Genomic DNA, 17,966 nt, shown 5'->3' on the forward strand with positions numbered 1-17,966 from the left:
GTTAATGAACCGCGCTGACTTTTTCGCGAGTTGCCGTTCATCTCTCTCCGACCGTCATTCCGGGATGCGCCCCACTTGGGGCGCATCCCGGAATGACAGTGCGGGTCAACTCTTCAACCGGTACCCGGTCCGGAATATCCACCACACCAGCGCCATGCAGATGGTGAGGAAGCCGATCGTCATGCCAAGGCTCAGCCAGATGCTGACATCGGCGATCTCATAGAAGCTCCAGCGGAAGCCGGAGATCAGATAGACCACCGGATTGAGCAGGGAGACGGTACGCCAGCCCGGCGGCAGCATGTTCACGGAGTAGAAGCTGCCGCCGAGGAAGGTCAGCGGCGTCACGATCAGCATCGGTATCATTTGCAGCTTTTCGAACCCGTCGGCCCAGATGCCGATGATGAAGCCGAACAGGCTGAAGGTGACGGCGGTCAACACCAGGAAGGCCAGCATCCACAGGGGATGGTGGATGTGCAGCGGCACGAACAGGCCGGCGGTGCCGAGGATGATGAGGCCGAGGACGACCGACTTGGTGGCGGCGGCGCCGACATAACCGATGACGATCTCGAAATGGGAGATCGGCGCGGAGAGGATTTCGTAGATGGTGCCGACGAATTTCGGAAAATAGATGCCGAACGAGGCATTGGCGATGCTCTGGGTCAGCACCGACAGCATCACCAGCCCCGGCACGATGAAGGTACCGTAGCTGACGCCCTCGACTTCGGTGATGCGCGAGCCGATCGCGGCGCCGAACACCACGAAATAGAGCGAAGTGGACACGACCGGCGAGACGACGCTCTGCAGCAGTGTGCGCCAGGTACGTGCCATTTCGAAGAGATAGATGGCCTGGATGGCTCGCCAGTTCATTGCTGCCTCACCAGGCTGACAAAAATGTCTTCCAGCGAAGATTGCTCGGTATCGAGGTCGCTGATCCGGATACCCGCGGTGCGGAGATCGCTCAGCAAGCTGGTGATGCCGGTGCGTTCGCCCTTGGTGTCGTAGTCGTAGGTGATCTCGCGTCCGCCCTCGGAAAGATGCAGATTGTACGGCGCGAGCGCGGGCGGAATCGCATCGACCTTTTGCTGCAGCTGCAGCGTCAGGCGCTTCCTGCCCAGCTTCTGCATCAGCCCGGCCTTGTCCTCGACCAGGATGATCTCGCCCTTGTTGATGACGCCGATGCGGTCGGCCATCTCCTCGGCTTCCTCGATGTAATGCGTGGTGAGGATGATGGTGACGCCGGATTGCTGCAGCGCGCGCACCACCTCCCACATGCCCTTGCGCAGCTCGACGTCGACGCCGGCGGTCGGCTCGTCGAGAAACAGGATCTGCGGTTCGTGCGACAGCGCTTTTGCGATCATGACGCGGCGCTTCATGCCGCCGGACAGCGTGAGGATTTTCGAATCCTTCCTGTCCCACAGCGACAGGTCTTTCAGCACCTTCTCGATATGGGCCGGGTTCTTCGGCCTGCCGAACAGGCCGCGGCTGAAGCTGACGGTTGCCCAGACCGTTTCGAACGAGTCCGTGTGAAGTTCCTGCGGAACCAGCCCGATCATCGCGCGCGCCGCGCGGTAGTCCCTGATGATGTCATGTCCGCCGACCGTAACGCTGCCGGAGGTCGGATTGGCGATGCCGCAGATGATGCTGATCAGCGTAGTCTTGCCGGCGCCGTTCGGCCCGAGCAGCGCGAAGATCTCGCCGCGCTTGATGTCGAGGTTGATGGCGCTCAGCGCCTTGAAGCCGGAGCCGTAGGCCTTCGATAGGTTTGAAATGGAAATGACGGACGACATGCTTGATCGTTCGGACTCTGGAATTGCGGGAGGAACCGGCAACGCGCTGGTATGCCAGAGCCGGAATGGAAGGAGCTGAAATCAGATAGGAAGGAGAAGCAGGTTCTGCAATCGCTACCGCGACTTACTTTTTCTTCTTCGCCGGCTGCTTCTTCGCTGGCGTGGCAGCCGCAGGCTGCTCGGTCTCCGGAATCTTCGCGAGCGTCATGATCTGGATCTGGTTGTTGACCGGCGCGGTGGGGCGCGCGTAATCGAGCAGTTGCTCTTCGCCGAGGCCGACCGACTGGATGCGCTTGGCCGAAATCTTGAAGGTGTTGACCAGGATTTCGCGGATCGCGTCGGCGCGGCGCTGGCTGAGGATGGCGTTGGCCTCGCGCTTGCCGTTGGCTTCGATATGGCCGACCACCAGGATGGTGTAGGGCAGCAGCGAGGAATGCACCAGCGCATCCGCGATGCGGCCGACGGTCTGGTAGGATTCCGGCTGCACGATCGGCGTGTCGACGTCGAACACGATATCGACGTTGAAGGTCGGCAGCCTCTTCAGGTCGGGCGCGATGGCGGGGCGCTTCTGCGGCGGCGGCTCGGTCTTGCCGCGCATTTTCGAGCGTTCGGTGACCTGCTGACGCAGAGCGGGGACGTCGAGCTCCAGGTCGGATTCGTATTTCTCCAGTTTGCCGACGATGTCGTCGCGGGTCGGGGCGTTCTGGGCGAAGGCAGGCGCGACCGCCAGCAACGCGAGCACGCCGGCCGCCAGCAAACCGATGTCGCGGATGCCGGCCATCAGCGATACCCCGCGTCGGTCATGGCCTGGGTGCAGTTGCGGCTGACGCCGCTCGCCGTCATCAGGCAGGGCACCGACTTGCTGGTCTCCTTGGTCGAGCCGTGGCAGATCTTGACGATCTCGCGCGTGCAGGCGTTTGCCACGGTTACGCGCGCGGCGATCCGCTTCTGGATGGCGTCAAGCGCCTGCAGATAGGTCGCCTTGCACTGGGCCGAGGTCACGTCCTGGTTGCGCGATAGGCATTCCTTGAGCCGGTTGGAGTCGAGATTGACGCCGCGGCAATTGGCGGTGATGTCCGCGCCGCAGCCCTTGGCCAGCATGGCCGCCGCATCGCCAAAGCTCATCGTCTCCGCCGCCGCCACAGACGGCACGGCCAGCAACGCAGCCAACAGAAAAACCCCTCCCCGGACCATGGGGACATCTCAACCGATGATTTCGCCGGGGGTCAAGGGCCAGGGGGGCCGTGCGAAGCGGTGTCCACGGCACTGTTGCCGCGGCGACAGGGCGGTCACACCCGCTCCACAAAACTGTCGACCACCTTCTTCTCGCCGGCCTTCTCGAAGGCGATGGTGAGCTTGTTGCCGTCGATCTTCACGACGTGGCCGTAGCCGAATTTCTGGTGGAAGACGCGGTCGTCGAGCGAGAATTCGGAAACCGAGGTCGATTTCGCCACCAGTTCGCCCTCGATCACCATGGGGCCGCGCTTGTTGCGCGAGGAGAACGACGACTGGTCTTCATTGAAACCACCGCGGGCCTGGCCGCCGCGGTTTCGATTGCGGTTGGCCTGGGCGCGCTGCCAGCCCGGCGTGGTGTAGCTGGAGCCGAATGATTCGACATTGTCGAAGCGGGAGGGGCCGTAGCCGCCGGCACCGCCCCAGCCCGAGCCGCCCTTGGACTCCGTGATCTCCACGCTCTGCGCCGGCAGTTCGTCGAGGAAGCGCGAGGGGATGGTGGTCGACCAGGTGCCATGGATGCGGCGGTTGGTGGCAAAGAAGATCTTTGCGCGGCGGCGGGCGCGGGTGAGGCCGACATGGGCCAGCCGGCGCTCTTCCTCCAGCCCGGCGCGGCCCTGCTCGTCGAGGGTGCGCTGGCTCGGGAACAGGCCTTCCTCCCAGCCAGGCAGGAAGACGTTGTCGAATTCCAGCCCCTTGGCGGAATGCAGCGTCATCAGCGACACCGCCTCTTCCTGCGCGCCGTCCTCGCGGTCCATGACGAGCGCAATGTGCTCGAGAAAACCCTGCAGGTTCTCGAACTCCTCCATGGAGCGGACCAGTTCCTTCAGGTTCTCGAGCCGGCCGGCGGCATCCGCCGAGCGGTCCTTCTGCCACATCTCGGTGTAGCCGCTCTCGTCGAGCACGATTTCGGCCAGTTCCGTGTGCGAGGTGACCTCGCGCTGCGCGCGCCAGCGGTCGAAATGCAGCACGAGATCGCGCAAGCTTCCGCGCGCCTTCGGCTTCAGCTCGTCGGTCTCGACCACGGCCCGCGCCGCGTCGAACAGCGAGATGCGGCGCTTGCGGGCGTGGTCGTGCAGCAGCTGCACGGTGGCATCGCCCAGGCCGCGCTTGGGCACGTTGACGATGCGCTCGAAGGCGAGATCGTCGGCCGGCGAATTGATGGTGCGCAGATAGGCCAGCGCGTCGCGGATTTCCGCGCGCTCGTAGAAGCGCGGACCGCCGATCACGCGATAGGGCAGGCCGAGGGTGACGAAGCGGTCTTCGAACTCGCGCATCTGGAACGAGGCGCGGACGAGGATGGCGATCTCGTTGAGGTTTTCGCCGGCGCGCTGCAGTTCCTCGATCTCCTCGCCGATGGCGCGGGCTTCCTCCTCGGAATCCCAGGCGCCGGTCACGGTGACCTTCTCGCCGTCGACGTCCTCGGTGCGCAAGGTCTTGCCGAGTCGGCCTTCATTGTGCGCGATCAAATGCGAGGCGGCAGCGAGGATATGGCCGGTCGAGCGGTAGTTGCGCTCGAGGCGGATGACTTTCGCGCCGGGAAAATCGTGATCGAAGCGCAGGATGTTGTCGACCTCGGCGCCGCGCCAGCCATAGATCGACTGGTCGTCGTCGCCGACGCAGCAGATGTTTTTCGGCGGAGCCTTCTCCCTCTCCCCGCTTGCGGGGTGAGGGGCTGCCTCCAAGAGCTCGGTCTGCGGAGAGTCCCCCTCACCCGGATTGCTGTGCAATCCGACCTCTCCCCGCACGCGGGGAGAGGTGGAGGCAGCCGAGGGCGCCTGCGACAGCAGCCGCAGCCACAGATACTGCGCAACGTTGGTGTCCTGATATTCGTCTACCAGGATGAACCTGAAGCGGGTCTGGTAGCTGCGCAGCACGTCCGGGTGTTCGCGGAAGATGCGGATGTTCTCCAGCAGCAGATCGCCGAAATCGGCGGCGTTGAGGATCTTCAGCCGCTCCTGATAGCTGGTGTAGAGCTTGCCGCCCTTGCCGTTGGCGAACACGGCGGCTTCGCCCGGCGGCACCTGCGACGGCGTCAGTCCGCGGTTCTTCCAGCCGTCGATCAGGCCGGCCAGCATGCGCGCCGGCCAGCGCTTGTCGTCGATGTTTTCCGCCTGCAGCAGCTGTTTCAGCAGCCGCACCTGGTCGTCGACGTCGAGCACGGTGAAGTTGGACTTGAGCTGCGCCAGTTCCGCATGGTGGCGCAGGATGCGGCCGCCGATGGAATGGAAAGTGCCGAGCCATGGCATGCCCTCCACGGCATGACCGAGCATCTGGCCGAGGCGCAGCTTCATCTCGCGCGCGGCCTTGTTGGTGAAGGTCACCGCGAGGATTTCCTGCGGCCGGGCGCGGCCCTGGCTCAGGATATGGGCAATACGCGTGGTGAGCACGCGCGTCTTGCCGGTGCCGGCGCCGGCCAGCACCAGCACGGGGCCGTCCAGCGTCTCCACCGCCTCGCGCTGCTCGGGATTGAGGCCGGAAAGATATTGCGGACCGGCCGCGGCGCGCGCACGCGCGGCGATCCCGCCAGCAGCAGGCTGGTGGTCGGGAACGCTCGCATGGGGCAATTTGTTCGGCTCGGTCATCGCGAATCGCATTTTCCCACGATGGCACCGTGGGGTGGTGAAGGGGAGCCTTCTTAGCAGGGATTGACGGTCATATAGGGCCCGAACGGCCGTTTTGACAGGTTTTCACTCTGTAAATGGCCGGCGAGTACGGACTCTTTGGTTACGCGGGCCCTGCTGGATCGGGTCGACGCCTGCCCACTACGACCATGTAATCCGGAGTTCCAAAACTGCAGAACAAGCGGACATAGGCTACCAAGTAGGCCGGAGTGGCCTTCTCAAGCCAACCGATGTGAAGGTTATGAAGTCCGTGATTGTCAGGTTCTGGGGATGCTTGGGCGGAAACGTACTGCATGAGATGGTTCGATTTGCCGAGGATAAGATCGGGCAGGTAGGGTGCAAACGAATCCAAGCCGTATTCCGCGACAGCGAGTGAATGCGCGATCTTGCAGATCATCCGGCCGTAGGTGAGAGGGCTAAATCTCCCAACGCCGTCGAAGTTTTCGCCAGGCTTAGCTAGCTTATGAACATCATCGGTATCATATTTTAGCCAGATGCTTCCGGTGAAGCGGTCGCTCGGTTCTGCGCCGCGCAAGACGCCTGGCCGAGCGTGTTCTGTGGTGAATCCAAGAAATGCAAGAGGTGCTTCACTCGCTTTGACAGTAACCGTGCGGGTCTCGCCGTTCGCGTCTGTAATTTTTATCGTTCGCTGTTCCGGACGTTTCTTTGGCTTCCGAGTAGGAAGGTTTAGCCGTAGTCTCGGCGAACTGTAGGTGCCCCAGTGCGCGTTTAAGACTTCTCCCTCGACCTGTCGTCCCGTGATGTCGGAGCACTTGGGGCAACTTGCCTTTGGCAGTATTAGATTTCCCCCTAAGCCAAATGGGATGATGTGCTCCTCCCCCAGCGTTCCTTCTCGTTCCCCGCAGTAGATGCACGAGCCAACCGGAGGGAAGACTTTTTTCCGCTTGCCGAGACCGTTCAAGATTTCTGTTGTCATGCCTCAGGGGATATAGGGCTTGAGCGGCCATTTTGACAGGTTTTATCGACCCCTATGGCCAAGCCATTTCGTTACCGTCTCACGAAGAATCTTCGGCATGTCCGCGCCGGAACTTGCGTTCCCCGCCCGGCATTGTCCGGACATGGTCTAGCGATCAAACGCCCTATTTCGCGGGCATCGCCACCTTGCGGCCGATGCCCTCCGGCCGCGGCACCGCGGCGTGGACATTTACGATATCGGCGATGCGGGCGCGGATGTCGGGCGGGAAGGGCGCGACCTTGCGCGTGGTCATGTCGATGTGCAGCGAGATGTTCTCCGACGTGGCCGAGAGCCAGCCTTCGCCGGCATGGCGCAGCTCCTCGAAGGTATGCAGCCGCTTCTCGTCGGCCCCTAACAGGTAGATCGTGACCTGCACGGGATCGCCCAGATGGATCTCCTGGAGGTAGCGCACGTGGCATTCGGCGGTGAAGGTCGAGCCGTGGCGCTCCTTCTTGTAGGCCGGCCCGATGCCGAGCTGCAGCCACAGTTCGTCGATCGCGCGGTCCATCATCACGTTGTAATAGGCCATGTTGAGATGGCCGTTATAGTCGATCCATTGCGGCTCGATCTGCATCACCGAGGACACGAAAGGGGCGGTCGGCAGCTTGAGGTCCCGGGCAGCGGTGGCACTCGTCATCGTCACTCCCTGATGGCGCAATCCAGTTCTTGACCCCTTATATATCCTTTGCCACCGTCCCCCAAAGCCGGGAGGAATCTTGACGTGGCGACAACGATAACAAGCAGCAATCTGAAGCGGCCGGAGCCGCAGGCCCTGAAGAGCACGATCGAGGCACTGGCGGCGCGGTTCGGCAACCGGCTGATCACCTCGCAGGCGGTCCGCGAGCAGCATGCGCATACCACCACATGGCTGGCGTCGCAGCCGCCGGACGCCGTCGTGATGGCGCAGGAGACCGCCGACATCCAGGACGTGGTGCGGATCTGCGCCAAACATGGCGTGCCCGTCATCGCGTTCGGTACCGGCACCTCGCTCGAGGGCCAGGTCAACGCGCCGGCCGGCGGCGTCTGCATCGACCTGCGCGACATGAACAGGATTCTCGAAGTGCATGCCGAGGATCTGGATTGCGTGATCCAGCCCGGCGTCACCCGCAAGGCGCTGAACGAGCATCTGCGCGACCAGGGGCTGTTCTTCCCGATCGATCCCGGCGCCGACGCTTCCCTCGGCGGCATGACCTCGACGCGGGCCTCCGGCACCAATGCGGTGCGCTACGGCACCATGCGCGAGAACGTGCTGGCGCTGAAGGTCGTGCGCGGCGACGGCGAGATCATCACCACGGGCACACGGGCGAAGAAATCCGCCGCCGGCTACGATCTCACCCATCTCTTCGTCGGCGCGGAAGGCACGCTCGGCATCATCTGCGAGCTGACGATCAAGCTGCGCGGCATTCCCGATACCATCGCGGCGGCGGCCTGCTCGTTCGAAACGGTGCGCGGCGCCTGCCAGGCGACCATCCTGGCGATCCAGACCGGCATCCCCGTTGCGCGCATCGAGCTGCTCAATGCCGAGCAGGTGAAGGCCTGCAATTCCTATTCGAAACTGTCGCTGCCGGAGACGCCGCTGCTGCTGCTGGAATTCCACGGCACCGCAGCCGACGTCGCCGAGCAGTCGAAGAATTTCGGCGAGATCGCGCGGGAATGCGGCGGCGGCGATTTTTCGTGGACCACACGGCCGGAGGATCGCACCAAGCTGTGGCAGGCGCGGCATGACGCCTATTGGTCGGTGAAGGCCCTGCGCCCCGGCGCCGGCGTGGTGGCGACCGACGTCTGCGTGCCGATCTCGCGGCTGGCCGATTGCGTCACCGAGACCGAGGACGATCTGAAGCGGCTCGGCCTGCTCTCGCCGATCGTCGGCCATGTCGGCGACGGCAATTTCCACTGCTCGCTGGTGTGCGACGTCGACAACGCCGAGGAGATGGCGCGCGGCGAGGAGTTCATGCACCGCCTGGTCGAGCGCGCGCAGGCCATGGGCGGTACCTGCACCGGCGAGCACGGCATTGGGCAAGGCAAGCAGAAATACCTTGAGGCCGAGCTCGGCAGCGAGGCACTGGACGCGATGCGGGCGCTGAAAAAGGCGCTCGATCCGCAGAACATCTTCAATCCCGGCAAGATCGTCCCGGCGGCCTGAGGCCTTCGCCGCCTGCGCGCCGCCCGAATGGTGCGGAACTTTTGCCGTCTTCCTGCGTCATCTCTCGCGCCGCGATTTGGGCGGCGTGACCGCAGGAGGGTGCCATGTTCGGGCGCGCGTTGGGAATTGCGGTTCTTGCCCTCGTTTTGGCGCTGCCGGGCGATGTCATCGCCAAGGGCGGCGGCCACGGAGGAGGGCGCGGCGGCGGCCACGGTCATGGCGGCGGCCACGGCTTCCGCGGGCACGGCGGCGGGCATCATCACTTCGGGGGACATCGAGGCGGCCATTCGCGCCATGCGATCGGACGCGCCCATTTTGGTGGCCCGCGCTTCTCCGCGCGACACCGGAATTTTGGCCAGATGCGGCATGCAGCGTTCGCGCCGGGCCGCAACGCAATGAACCTGTTGTCGCGTCCCGGCGCGTTGCGCCACGGCAAGCTGCTGAGCAGTCCGGCGGCGCGCGCGCAGATCGCCGCGGCCGCAGCGCTCGCAGGCTGGCATGGCGGCGCGGTCGGTAGCGGCTGGTGGCGTCACGGCAATGGCGGATATGGCTGGGTCGGCCCGCTGTTCTGGCCGTTCGCCTATAACGACATTTACGACTACGCCATCTGGGACGACGGCCTCGGCTTCTGGGGCTACGGCTATCCCGACATCTACGCGGGAATCTTCCCGCCTTACGGCTATGGTGACCTCGCGGGCTATTTCCCGCAGCGAAGATTTGATCGCCGCCGCGGCAGAACCGTGGCGATAGGACAGATGTGCGGCGATGACAGCCGCGCGGTCGCCGGCATGCCGGTCGACCAGATCGCCGACGCCGTTCAGCCCACCGAGCCGCAGCTCGCTGCGCTGTCCGAGCTCGGCCAGGCCTCGCTCACGGCCGCCCAGAATATCCGTCTGGCGTGCCCGGCGCAGGCCATGCTGACCGCGCCGGGAAGGCTCGCGGTGATGCAGCAGCGGATCGAGGCGATGATCGCGGCGACGGCCATGATCCAGCCGCGGCTGGAGAGGTTCTACGGCCTGCTCAACGACGAGCAGAAGGCGCGGCTCAACGCGCTCGCCGAAGAGCAGCGCAAGACGTCGGCTGCTCCAGCCGACGCTGCATCGCCGGCGCAAGGCTGCGGCGCTCCGGGACCGTCGGCGCTGCAATGGCCGACCAGCGAGATCGAGGCCAGGATTCATCCGAACGAAACGCAGAAGGGTGCCTTGCAGGCGCTGCAGGACACCAGCACCCGTGCCGCCGAGCAGCTGAAGTCCGCCTGTCAGACGGAACATCTGCTTACCCCGCCCGCGCGGCTTGCCGCCGCCAGGAAGCGGCTCGACGCCATGCTGGAAGCCGTCAAGCAGGTGCGCGCGGCGCTGGAGGATTTCTACGCCACGCTCAGCGACGAGCAGCGTGCGGCGTTCGAAGCGATCGGGCCGGCGCGGCCGGCCTGACGGGCGCCGCTCGCGGCCGCATTGTGCGTGCCGGTTCACCGGCAAGATCAACCCGGCGGCCCACCGAAAGCCACCGTCGCGCATGCGCGATGCTTTCCATGCTTTGTCCACCAAGACGCCGCAGCGAGCGCGGAGTCTTGCCGGTATTGCACCCGGGGTCACCGCATTCCGGTTCCAATCCCTTCCCGTTTTCATCACGCCGGGAACCAAAGTCAAACATTCTGCGGCCTGACTTGGCTTCCAGTAGTTCCCGCGACACGCGTTGAACGGCGCGCAACGTGTCGTGTCGAAGTATGGAAGGAAGTGTTGATGAAGATTGTGCCTGGATTCGCAGTCGCCGCGGGTAGTCTCTTTCTTGCAATGCAGGTCGCGCAGGCGGCCGATATCAGGAGACTGGAGCCCGCGCCAACGAACAATTCGCCTTACTACAATTGGTCCGGGTTCTATGCAGGCGTGTTCGCCGGCGGCGCCCACGGCGTCTGGACCGTCGACTTCTACCGCAACAACAATCACGGACACGCCGAGGAAGGCGCCGACGGCATCGCTTTCGGCATCTATGGCGGATACAATTATCAGTTCGCCAATCGCTTCGTGATCGGCGCCGAGCTGGACCTCGGGAAGTCGACCGCGTCGCAGAACAACAACATTTTCGACAATGATGCCTCGCTGGCGAAGTTTGGCGTATTCGGCTCCGTGCGCGCGCGTTTCGGCTACACGTTCGACCGCCTGCTGTTGTTCGGCACCGTCGGCGTTGCAGCGGCCAATCTCAGCAACAACATCCAAAAGGGGCGCAATGCCGGGGAGGAGGTCGTCTGGGAAGACCAGGTCAAGGCGGGATTCACCGCCGGCGCGGGTGTGGAGTATGCGTTCACCCGGAACTGGATCGGCCGCGGTGAATATGTCTACACCGATTATGGCACCGTCACGCTCTACAATCGCGATGGCAACCGTGCCGACTTCAGGAACGAGATGCACCTCATCCGGGCGGGTGCGAGCTACCGCTTCTAGGCCGCGATGACGGCTCAAGCCAGGACTGCCCCCTCGGGGAGGGGCAGTCGCCGGCCCATCGTGGAGATACGCTTCCGGCGCTGGTGCGGTTCACAGATCGCGGCAAATGACGCTATGCTTGCTCCACTGTGGAGTGGGGCGACGATGCAGTGGTTCAGGAAGGCCCGGCGCACGGAAATCTGGGACGAGGCGATCGAAGAGCCGCTCGGCGATATCGAGGCGGCCAAGCGGATCCGGGAAATCTGCCGCGCCGCCGCCGACAGCGCCGGCAAGGTCGGCGCCGCGACGGACCTCACGCACAGGAAGACCGGGCGCGAGGTCGAGCGCTACGAGCGCGCGGCACGGGCGGCAATGGAAATCGCCATGAAGGTTTCCGACGAATTGCTGCGTGATGCCGCCGTGCGCCAGATCGTCGAGCTGTGCCTCACGGCGGGCAACGTCACGACGGCGCAAACGCTGTTTCGCGCCATCCAGGCCAAATCGATCCGGGACGAGGTGCTGCGCGATCATCCGCGCCTGGCGGACGAATAGCTGCTGCGGCGGGCGCTACGACTTCTTCGCGACCGTCCATTGCGCCTTGCTGTGCCGCAACAGCAGCTTGACGATTTCGCGGCGGGATGCCGGCGCCAGTCCGATGACGTCGCCGGCCTGGTTGAGGATCCGCTCCCTGGCCCCGAGCGGCAGCCGCGGCCAGCAGAGCACGACCGCCGCCCCGAGATGCTGGAGGATCAATTCGTCAGGCGGACGATCTGCCGCGGCGTGGCACGCGTCTTCGGGAAAAGGGTCTCCCGGATTGTCCGTCATCAAGCCGTCCGGATCGTCGCAAAGAAGCCTTCGACGCTGGCGCGCATCGTTTCCGATTGCACCGACAATTCGTCGGCCGAGGACAGCAACTGCATCGCGGTCTCGCGCGTCTGTCCCGCCGCATTGCTGACGCCGCTGATGTTGCCCGACACCTCCCGCGTGCCGCGCGCGGCTTCCTGGATGTTGCGGGCGATTTCCGCCGTCGCCACGCCCTGTTCCTCGACCGCGGCCGCAATCGCGGTGGCGATCTCGTTGACCGATCCTATCGTCGAGCCGATCTCGGCGATGGCGGAGACCGATTGCTTGGTCGCCGCCTGGATGGCGAGGACCTGCTGGCTGATCTCCTCTGTGGCGCGCGCCGTCTGTTCGGCGAGCGCCTTGACTTCGGATGCGACGACGGCAAAGCCGCGGCCGGCCTCGCCTGCGCGCGCCGCCTCGATGGTGGCGTTGAGCGCAAGCAGATTGGTCTGCGCCGCGATCGTGTTGATCAGTTCGACGACGGCGCCGATTTTCTGCGCGCCCTCGGCCAGATCGCGGATGCTGGCGCCGGACAGGCGCGCCTGGTCCACCGCCTTGCCGCTGATGCGGGTGGATTCGGCCACCTGCCGGCCGATCTCTGTGACCGACGAGGCGAGTTGCTCGGTCGCGGACGCCACCGCCTGCACGTTGGTGGATGCCTGTTCGGACGCTGCAGCGACGGTGGTCGATTGCCGGGTCGATTCCTCCGCATTGGCCGCCAGCGCATTGGCCGCCTGCTTCAGATTGCCGGCGGAGCCGCCGACGGTCGCCAGAACGGTCCCGATGTGGCCATCGAATGCCGTGATCGCCGCGGCGATCTTGCGCTGCTGCTGCGCGCGCTGTTCCAGCATCGCCTCCTGATAGACCGAGATCGCGAGGTCCATGTCCAGCATCACGGCGCAGTTCACCGCGGCCAGCACCGCCGTCAGCCGGCCGGTCCGCCAGCGATAGTGCCGCACCGCGACGCCGGCGAGCCGGCCCAGCACGTAATTGTAGCCGCCGATGTACCAGCGCGGCTCCAGTCCGATCCGGCTGTGCACGAGGCCGATGGCCCGCACGCCCTGCATGTATTCACGGTCGAACCGCCCGTTGAACAGGCGCGCCCAGTGCGTGGCCTGTGCCGATTTCAGCCGCGGAATGTCGTTGCCGATCATCCGCGCGAGTTGCGGCTCGGCGGTCGCGTCACGGTAGAAACCTTCGAGGATGTCCGGCAGCTCCGGCTCGACCACGGCCCAGAATTCGCGGAGCAACTCGCCGGTGACGCCGTCGATGCGCATGAAGCGCATCCGCGTTTCGCGATCGTGATTTCCGTCGGCCAGAATAACTTGTGTCATGAAATTTTCCCCTGGGCGAATTCGATCGATTGAATGACCCGCTGTACAAAGTGTCGGCGGAGCGGGAATGCACGTAATGCTGTCGATCCCGGAGTTAAGGTGATTCCCGGTTAATTTCCGAATGGCATAATTTGATGCAGGTTGTTGATCTGAGTTAAGACACGTGAATTCCGCGTCAGGGCGGCGATGCGGGTCACTTCCAGCGCCTTGACGCAAGTGTCGACTGGCGCAGTGCGTCCCAGCTTGCATTCCCGACGGCACTATGGGTAGGTTGCATCTGCAAGTCGCTAGCGATGAAGCCGGCGAATCGATGCCAACAACCCCCGATTGTGTGCCATCGGGCGATCAAGACGAATGAACTCGACCTCGCTTTGCGTCAGCTGTCCCCATCACGATTCCGGTTTCTGCGGGACGCTCCTCGGATCTGAAGACGCGCGCAGGAACCAGCGTTTCCAGACTCTTCGGGCCGGCGCACAGATTGCAGTCCGCAACCAGGCTGCAGCCGATGTGCTGGTGCTTTGCACAGGGTGGGCGTTTCGGTACCTGCAGCTCGCGGACGGCCGCCGCCAGATCCTCAAGTTCATGCTGCCCGGCGATGTTCTCTCCCCGGCGACGATCTTCCAGAAAAATTACCCTTCTTCGGTCAAGGCGCTGACCGACGTCATGCTCAGCGGCTTCCCGCGTACGGCGATTCGGGAAAGATGCGCGATAGGACCGGGCGCGCCGTCGGCGGTCGCCAGCACGTCGATTGCCGAGATGCGCGATGTGACCGAGCTTGCGACGATCCTGGGTCAGTGCTCTGCAGAGGAGCGTATCGCCTATTTGCTCCTGCGCCTGATGTCGGGGATCGCCGCGCGCAACGTGATTCGCGACAATCGCTATCCCTTTCCCTTGCGCCAGCAGCATATCGCCGACGCGGTCGGGTTGACCCCGGTTCATGTCAGCCGGGTATTCGGCCTGCTTCGCGAGCGCGGCGTCCTGACCATGTCGGAAGGGGTCTTGACGGTCTTCGACGTGCCGCAGCTGGAGCGGCTGGGGTCGCTGAAGTAGCGAGGTTGCGCCTCAGGTCCCGCCGTCGAGCGCCTTGATCGCCTCGGCGACGCTGCGGAAGACGCGGTCCCTCGGCAGCCGGTCGTAAATCCCGAAACGCTGGAATGCTTCCTGCGCGCGGGTCGATTCCAGCCGTGCAATCGCCAGCGTCACTCCCTGCGTGCGGCATTCGCCGATCACCTCGAGCAGGGTTTGTGCGGCGGTGAAGTCGATCTCCAGGATGCCGCTCGCTTCCAGCACCAGCAGCTTCGGTTTCGGCGGGGACTTCAGGACGTCGAGAATGTCGGCGCCGAAATTCTCCGCGTTGAGAAACGTCAGCGGCGCCTGCAGGCCGACCACGGCGATGCCGGGGCTCTGTTCGCCCGGCACATGAGGGTTGGCCGGCCACCAGATGGTCGTGCCGGGCAGATGCTCGAAAGCCACCAGCCGCGCCCGCGTCGTGCTCCAGATGCCGTGCAACAGGGACAGTCCAATGCCGAGAGCAACGCCCTGTTCGATCGGCAGCGCGATGATGGCAGCGGCGGTGGCGATGACGAGCAGGAATTCGCCCAGCGACTGGCGGTAGATTTTCGCGATCTGTCCGAGGCGAATGATGCGCAGCGCCACGAACAGCAGCACGCCGCCCAGCGCGGCATCGGGAACATGGCGCAGCAGCGTGGCGCCGAAGGCGATCAGCGCCAGCACGATCGCCGCCGCGAACAGGCTCGACAGCTGCGTGCGGCCGCCGGTCTCCCGCACGATGCCGGTGCGCGGCGGGCTGGCGTTGACGGGAAATGCGCCGAACAGGCCGGCCAGCATGCTGCCGGCGCCGGCGCCGAGAAAGTCGCGATCGACATCGGCCGGCTTGTCGCGATCCGATGGAAATGCGCGCGTCGTGGCTGCGGTCTGCACCATGACGACGATGGCGACCAGAAGGGCGAGGGGGACGAGCCTGGCCCATTGCTCGGGATACAGGTACGGCAGCGACGGCATCGGAAGCGTCGCCGGCACGGCCCCGACCACGGCGACGCCCTTTCTCTCGAGCCCCGCAGCGATCACCGCGACGGTGGCGGCGACCAGGGCGATCAGCGCGCCCGGGATTTTGGCGCTGATCGCTTCGGCGCCGGCGACGATCGCGAGCACGCCGGACCCGATCAGCAGCGTGTAGGGGTTGGTCGCCCCGAGCTGCTGTGCCAGCGCGAGGATGCGGTCGGGCATCGGCCCCTTCGGCGCGGGCAGACCGAGCACGCCGGGCAATTGCGAGACCAGGATGTGCACGGCGATGCCGGCGAGGAAGCCGACCGTCACCGGCGTCGACAGCAGATTGGCGATCCAGCCCATGCGAAACAGGCTCGCGAGAACGAGGATCACGCCGACCATCACCGCCAGCGCCACCGCCAGCGACTGATAGTCGGCCGGGTTGCTTGCCGCCATCAGCAGCAATCCACCGGCGAAGATCGGCGTGATCGTGGAATCGGCGCCGCACGACAGGAACCGGTTGGCGCCGAAAATGGCAAAGCCGACCGATCCCATGATGAAGGCGAAGAAACCGATCTGCGGCGGCAAGTGGCCGAGCCGCGCGGTTGCCATCTGTTCGGGGATCGCGATCGCGGCGAGCGTGAGGCCGGCGATCAGGTCGCCCGGCAGGTCGGCGGCGCGGAACGAGCGAAGCGAGCGGAAGACATGCCAGCGGCTTTCGGATTCGTCGGAGGCGGTTTGCGCCATCGTTGTTCGTTCCCTTGCCGCCGATTGCCGGAAAATATTCCCTCAATCGCCGGCAAAAGGCCAGCGCCGCCGCCGGCGCATCAGGTCAGTTCGGCCGCGCCGTGATCGCCTTGCGGATGGCGGCCAGCGGCGCGGCGTCGTCGAATTCGAGCGCCTCGCCGCGGGGGCGCAGGCCGAGGTCGCGCCAGAGGCCGGCGAGATCGGGCGTCACCGGCTTTCCTCCCATCTCGCGGTAAAGGCGCTCCAGCACGTCCGCGCCGACGGCCTTGTCGGCGGTGGCGAGCACGCGCGCGATGGGCCAGTCGTGCTCGTGGTTGCCGCCGGCTGATATCACGCCGCGCATCGCGTCCTGCAGGCCGAGCCGGTTGCCGGTGGCCTTGCGGATTTCGATGTCGGCAAGCAGGCAGAACATCGCGCCGCCCCAATATTTGCGGCCCCAGGTGCCGGTATTGTCGAGGCCGCGGTCGCCGGCTTCCGGCAGGCCCTGCGGCATGTCGCGCATCATCGCCTGCCAGATTTCGGCGACCGTCAGATCGCCTGCCTGCGCCCGCGCGATCGGTTCGACATAGACCGCGAGGCCCTCGGACAACCATGCATGCCGCTCGGCGAGGTCAGGCAGGGCCAGATGCACCATCTCGTGCACCATCACCCAGTCGCGGCGCAGGGCGTCTTCGCCGGCATCGCGCCCGAGCATCACGCGAATGGCCGCGCCGCGATAACCCCATGTGGTGCCGCCGCGCACGCGCGTTCCGTTGACCGGCACGATCAGCAGCTTCAGATCGCTGACGGGGAAGCGGCCGTAATAGGTGGCGACGGCCCTGGCCGACGCCTTCACCCAGTCCAGCACTTTCTCCTTCGGCAGCGCGATCTCGCCGGGCGCGAACGCGACATGGATGACGCCGCCGGGCACATCGAGGTCGGTCTTCGACAATTTGTCGAAGGCGTCATAGGGCATGCGGTCGCCGCGCGTGAATTCGGACTGCGCGCCGGCGAGGAAAGGAAATGCGCTCGCGAGCACTAGAGCGAGGGCGGCGGCAAGCGCAACGGCACGAGATGCTGCGGCGGATTTCATGACGCCGCACCTCTCGCCCGGCCCGCAGTGTCGGACAGCTTCGCCAGGAACGATGTCGTCTGTTCGACGAGATCGTCGAGCATCGCCGCCAGCAAGGCTTCGCCCTTTTCGAGGGTCGCAAGCGTCGGATCGCCGAAACTGCCGGAACGGCTGTAGTTCGGCGACGTCCGGTCCGACGGTGTCAGGCGGCCCGGCACGGCTTGCGCGATCGCCGGGCTCGCCTCGGCGCGCGGCATGTCGACGATTTCGGGCGCGATCGCCAGCATCAGCGACGTCTCGAGCTCGTCGGCATGGCTGCCATGGCCTTGCCGGGCGAGGGCGGCTGCGGCGTGGCGATAGCGCGGGCCCTCGTGAATCCCGAGATGCAGCGTGTTGCGGGCGGCGAGCCGTGCCAGCGCGCGGTCGACGGAATCGCGCGTGCTGATGCCGGTGTCGAGCACCAGCAGCGCGCGGCAACCGTGGCGCAAAATCTCCGATGCGATCTCGGCGACCATGGCTTCGAACGTCGCCGCCGACAGGCTGGTGCTTCCCGCATATTCGATGAATGCCGGATAATGCCCGTAGGTCAGCGCCGGCCAGACCAGGGCGTCGATGCGCGCGGCGAGCCGCGACGATAGAAACTCCGCTTGGATGCGGTCGGTGCCGAGCGACATGTGCAGGCCGTGCTGCTTTGCGCCGGCACCGATCGGCAAGATCGCGGCAGCGCCGGCGTCGATGCGGTGCGCGACTTCGTCCCATGTCATGTGCCCGACGAAATCGCGTTCGGCCTCAACGCCCATG

17 protein-coding genes are annotated in these 17,966 nt (G+C 65.1%); 5 read left to right on the plus strand and 12 right to left on the minus strand.

The features are described 5' to 3' along the window. Window positions 1-105: 105 nt before the first annotated feature. From HZB49_RS23180 to HZB49_RS23205, 7 genes are all read right to left on the minus strand, one after another. Window positions 106-867 (minus strand): ABC transporter permease, encoded by a 762-nt coding sequence (locus tag HZB49_RS23180; RefSeq protein ID WP_291615551.1) that lies wholly within the window; start codon window positions 865-867, stop codon window positions 106-108. After that, complete coding sequence (locus HZB49_RS23185) at window positions 864-1,787, minus strand: ABC transporter ATP-binding protein (protein ID WP_291615553.1); 924 nt, start codon at window positions 1,785-1,787, stop codon at window positions 864-866. Before HZB49_RS23185 ends, HZB49_RS23180 begins: the two co-directional genes overlap by 4 nt. Before the next feature lie 124 nt (window positions 1,788-1,911). Next, window positions 1,912-2,568 carry an OmpA family protein gene (locus HZB49_RS23190; protein WP_291615555.1) on the minus strand — a complete coding sequence of 219 codons (657 nt, stop codon included), beginning with the start codon at window positions 2,566-2,568 and terminating at the stop codon, window positions 1,912-1,914. Further along, window positions 2,568-2,981 carry a hypothetical protein gene (locus HZB49_RS23195; protein WP_291615557.1) on the minus strand — a complete coding sequence of 138 codons (414 nt, stop codon included), beginning with the start codon at window positions 2,979-2,981 and terminating at the stop codon, window positions 2,568-2,570. Before HZB49_RS23195 ends, HZB49_RS23190 begins: the two co-directional genes overlap by 1 nt. 95 nt (window positions 2,982-3,076) lie before the next feature. Beyond that, window positions 3,077-5,605, minus strand: a complete 2,529-nt coding sequence (locus HZB49_RS23200) for a UvrD-helicase domain-containing protein (protein WP_291615559.1) — start codon at window positions 5,603-5,605, stop codon at window positions 3,077-3,079. A gap of 142 nt (window positions 5,606-5,747) precedes the next feature. Further along, window positions 5,748-6,581 (minus strand): HNH endonuclease signature motif containing protein, encoded by an 834-nt coding sequence (locus HZB49_RS30105; RefSeq protein WP_365858975.1) that lies wholly within the window; start codon window positions 6,579-6,581, stop codon window positions 5,748-5,750. A 163-nt stretch (window positions 6,582-6,744) separates the two neighbouring features. Then, on the minus strand, window positions 6,745-7,257 hold the full coding sequence (locus tag HZB49_RS23205; RefSeq protein WP_291615561.1) for a thioesterase family protein: 513 nt from the start codon (window positions 7,255-7,257) through the stop codon (window positions 6,745-6,747). 84 nt (window positions 7,258-7,341) lie between these two features. Here HZB49_RS23205 and HZB49_RS23210 point away from each other — a divergent pair, with 84 nt between their 5' ends. The 4 genes from HZB49_RS23210 (at window position 7,342) to HZB49_RS23225 (ending at window position 11,735) form a co-directional block, all read left to right on the plus strand. Beyond that, entirely contained in the window at window positions 7,342-8,763 is a 1,422-nt protein-coding gene (locus HZB49_RS23210) for an FAD-linked oxidase C-terminal domain-containing protein (RefSeq protein WP_291615563.1), read from the plus strand. Between the two features lie 104 nt (window positions 8,764-8,867). Then, window positions 8,868-10,196 carry a Spy/CpxP family protein refolding chaperone gene (locus HZB49_RS23215; RefSeq protein WP_291615565.1) on the plus strand — a complete coding sequence of 443 codons (1,329 nt, stop codon included), beginning with the start codon at window positions 8,868-8,870 and terminating at the stop codon, window positions 10,194-10,196. 309 nt (window positions 10,197-10,505) lie between these two features. Next, window positions 10,506-11,204 (plus strand): outer membrane protein, encoded by a 699-nt coding sequence (locus HZB49_RS23220; RefSeq protein WP_291615567.1) that lies wholly within the window; start codon window positions 10,506-10,508, stop codon window positions 11,202-11,204. Between the two features lie 144 nt (window positions 11,205-11,348). Continuing rightward, on the plus strand, window positions 11,349-11,735 hold the full coding sequence (locus tag HZB49_RS23225) for a hypothetical protein (RefSeq protein WP_291615569.1): 387 nt from the start codon (window positions 11,349-11,351) through the stop codon (window positions 11,733-11,735). 15 nt (window positions 11,736-11,750) lie between these two features. On the opposite strand, the gene HZB49_RS23230 is transcribed toward HZB49_RS23225, so the two are convergent. Both HZB49_RS23230 and HZB49_RS23235 read right to left on the minus strand, forming a co-directional pair. Then, complete coding sequence (locus HZB49_RS23230; protein WP_291615571.1) at window positions 11,751-12,008, minus strand: hypothetical protein; 258 nt, start codon at window positions 12,006-12,008, stop codon at window positions 11,751-11,753. Further along, the gene (locus HZB49_RS23235; protein WP_291615574.1) at window positions 12,008-13,360 is read right to left on the minus strand and encodes a globin-coupled sensor protein; all 1,353 of its coding nucleotides are present in this window, start codon (window positions 13,358-13,360) and stop codon (window positions 12,008-12,010) included. The genes HZB49_RS23230 and HZB49_RS23235 overlap by 1 nt, the downstream gene beginning before the upstream one ends. 354 nt (window positions 13,361-13,714) lie before the next feature. On the opposite strand from HZB49_RS23235, the gene HZB49_RS23240 reads away from it, so the two are divergent. Continuing rightward, window positions 13,715-14,410, plus strand: coding sequence for a Crp/Fnr family transcriptional regulator (locus HZB49_RS23240; protein ID WP_291615576.1), 696 nt, complete (start codon window positions 13,715-13,717; stop codon window positions 14,408-14,410). Between the two features lie 12 nt (window positions 14,411-14,422). Here the strand turns inward: HZB49_RS23240 and HZB49_RS23245 are convergent, their stop codons facing one another. The 3 genes from HZB49_RS23245 to HZB49_RS23255 form a co-directional block, all read right to left on the minus strand. Then, the gene (locus HZB49_RS23245; protein WP_291615578.1) at window positions 14,423-16,114 is read right to left on the minus strand and encodes a SulP family inorganic anion transporter; all 1,692 of its coding nucleotides are present in this window, start codon (window positions 16,112-16,114) and stop codon (window positions 14,423-14,425) included. Between the two features lie 85 nt (window positions 16,115-16,199). Further along, window positions 16,200-17,186, minus strand: a complete 987-nt coding sequence (locus HZB49_RS23250; RefSeq protein WP_291615580.1) for a hypothetical protein — start codon at window positions 17,184-17,186, stop codon at window positions 16,200-16,202. Next, on the minus strand, window positions 17,183-17,965 hold the full coding sequence (locus tag HZB49_RS23255) for a creatininase family protein (protein ID WP_291615582.1): 783 nt from the start codon (window positions 17,963-17,965) through the stop codon (window positions 17,183-17,185). Before HZB49_RS23255 ends, HZB49_RS23250 begins: the two co-directional genes overlap by 4 nt. Between the last annotated feature and the right edge of the window lies 1 nt (window position 17,966).

This window comes from Bradyrhizobium sp. (assembly GCF_016219575.1).
GTDB lineage: Bacteria > Pseudomonadota > Alphaproteobacteria > Rhizobiales > Xanthobacteraceae > Bradyrhizobium.

Excerpts from the sequence above, each read along its gene's own strand:
- HZB49_RS23250 (WP_291615580.1), bottom strand. The coding sequence starts at position 17,186 with ATGAAATCCGCCGCAGCATCTCGTGCCGTTGCGCTTGCCGCCGCCCTC.
- HZB49_RS23225 (WP_291615569.1), top strand. The coding sequence starts at position 11,349 with ATGCAGTGGTTCAGGAAGGCCCGGCGCACGGAAATCTGGGACGAGGCG.
- HZB49_RS23230 (WP_291615571.1), bottom strand. The coding sequence starts at position 12,008 with ATGACGGACAATCCGGGAGACCCTTTTCCCGAAGACGCGTGCCACGCC.
- HZB49_RS23180 (WP_291615551.1), bottom strand. The coding sequence starts at position 867 with ATGAACTGGCGAGCCATCCAGGCCATCTATCTCTTCGAAATGGCACGT.
- HZB49_RS23245 (WP_291615578.1), bottom strand. The coding sequence starts at position 16,114 with ATGGCGCAAACCGCCTCCGACGAATCCGAAAGCCGCTGGCATGTCTTC.
- HZB49_RS23215 (WP_291615565.1), top strand. The coding sequence starts at position 8,868 with ATGTTCGGGCGCGCGTTGGGAATTGCGGTTCTTGCCCTCGTTTTGGCG.
- HZB49_RS23220 (WP_291615567.1), top strand. The coding sequence starts at position 10,506 with ATGAAGATTGTGCCTGGATTCGCAGTCGCCGCGGGTAGTCTCTTTCTT.
- HZB49_RS30105 (WP_365858975.1), bottom strand. The coding sequence starts at position 6,581 with ATGACAACAGAAATCTTGAACGGTCTCGGCAAGCGGAAAAAAGTCTTC.
- HZB49_RS23235 (WP_291615574.1), bottom strand. The coding sequence starts at position 13,360 with ATGACACAAGTTATTCTGGCCGACGGAAATCACGATCGCGAAACGCGG.
- HZB49_RS23195 (WP_291615557.1), bottom strand. The coding sequence starts at position 2,981 with ATGGTCCGGGGAGGGGTTTTTCTGTTGGCTGCGTTGCTGGCCGTGCCG.
- HZB49_RS23190 (WP_291615555.1), bottom strand. The coding sequence starts at position 2,568 with ATGGCCGGCATCCGCGACATCGGTTTGCTGGCGGCCGGCGTGCTCGCG.
- HZB49_RS23240 (WP_291615576.1), top strand. The coding sequence starts at position 13,715 with ATGAACTCGACCTCGCTTTGCGTCAGCTGTCCCCATCACGATTCCGGT.
- HZB49_RS23200 (WP_291615559.1), bottom strand. The coding sequence starts at position 5,605 with ATGACCGAGCCGAACAAATTGCCCCATGCGAGCGTTCCCGACCACCAG.
- HZB49_RS23255 (WP_291615582.1), bottom strand. The coding sequence starts at position 17,965 with ATGGGCGTTGAGGCCGAACGCGATTTCGTCGGGCACATGACATGGGAC.
- HZB49_RS23185 (WP_291615553.1), bottom strand. The coding sequence starts at position 1,787 with ATGTCGTCCGTCATTTCCATTTCAAACCTATCGAAGGCCTACGGCTCC.
- HZB49_RS23205 (WP_291615561.1), bottom strand. The coding sequence starts at position 7,257 with ATGACGAGTGCCACCGCTGCCCGGGACCTCAAGCTGCCGACCGCCCCT.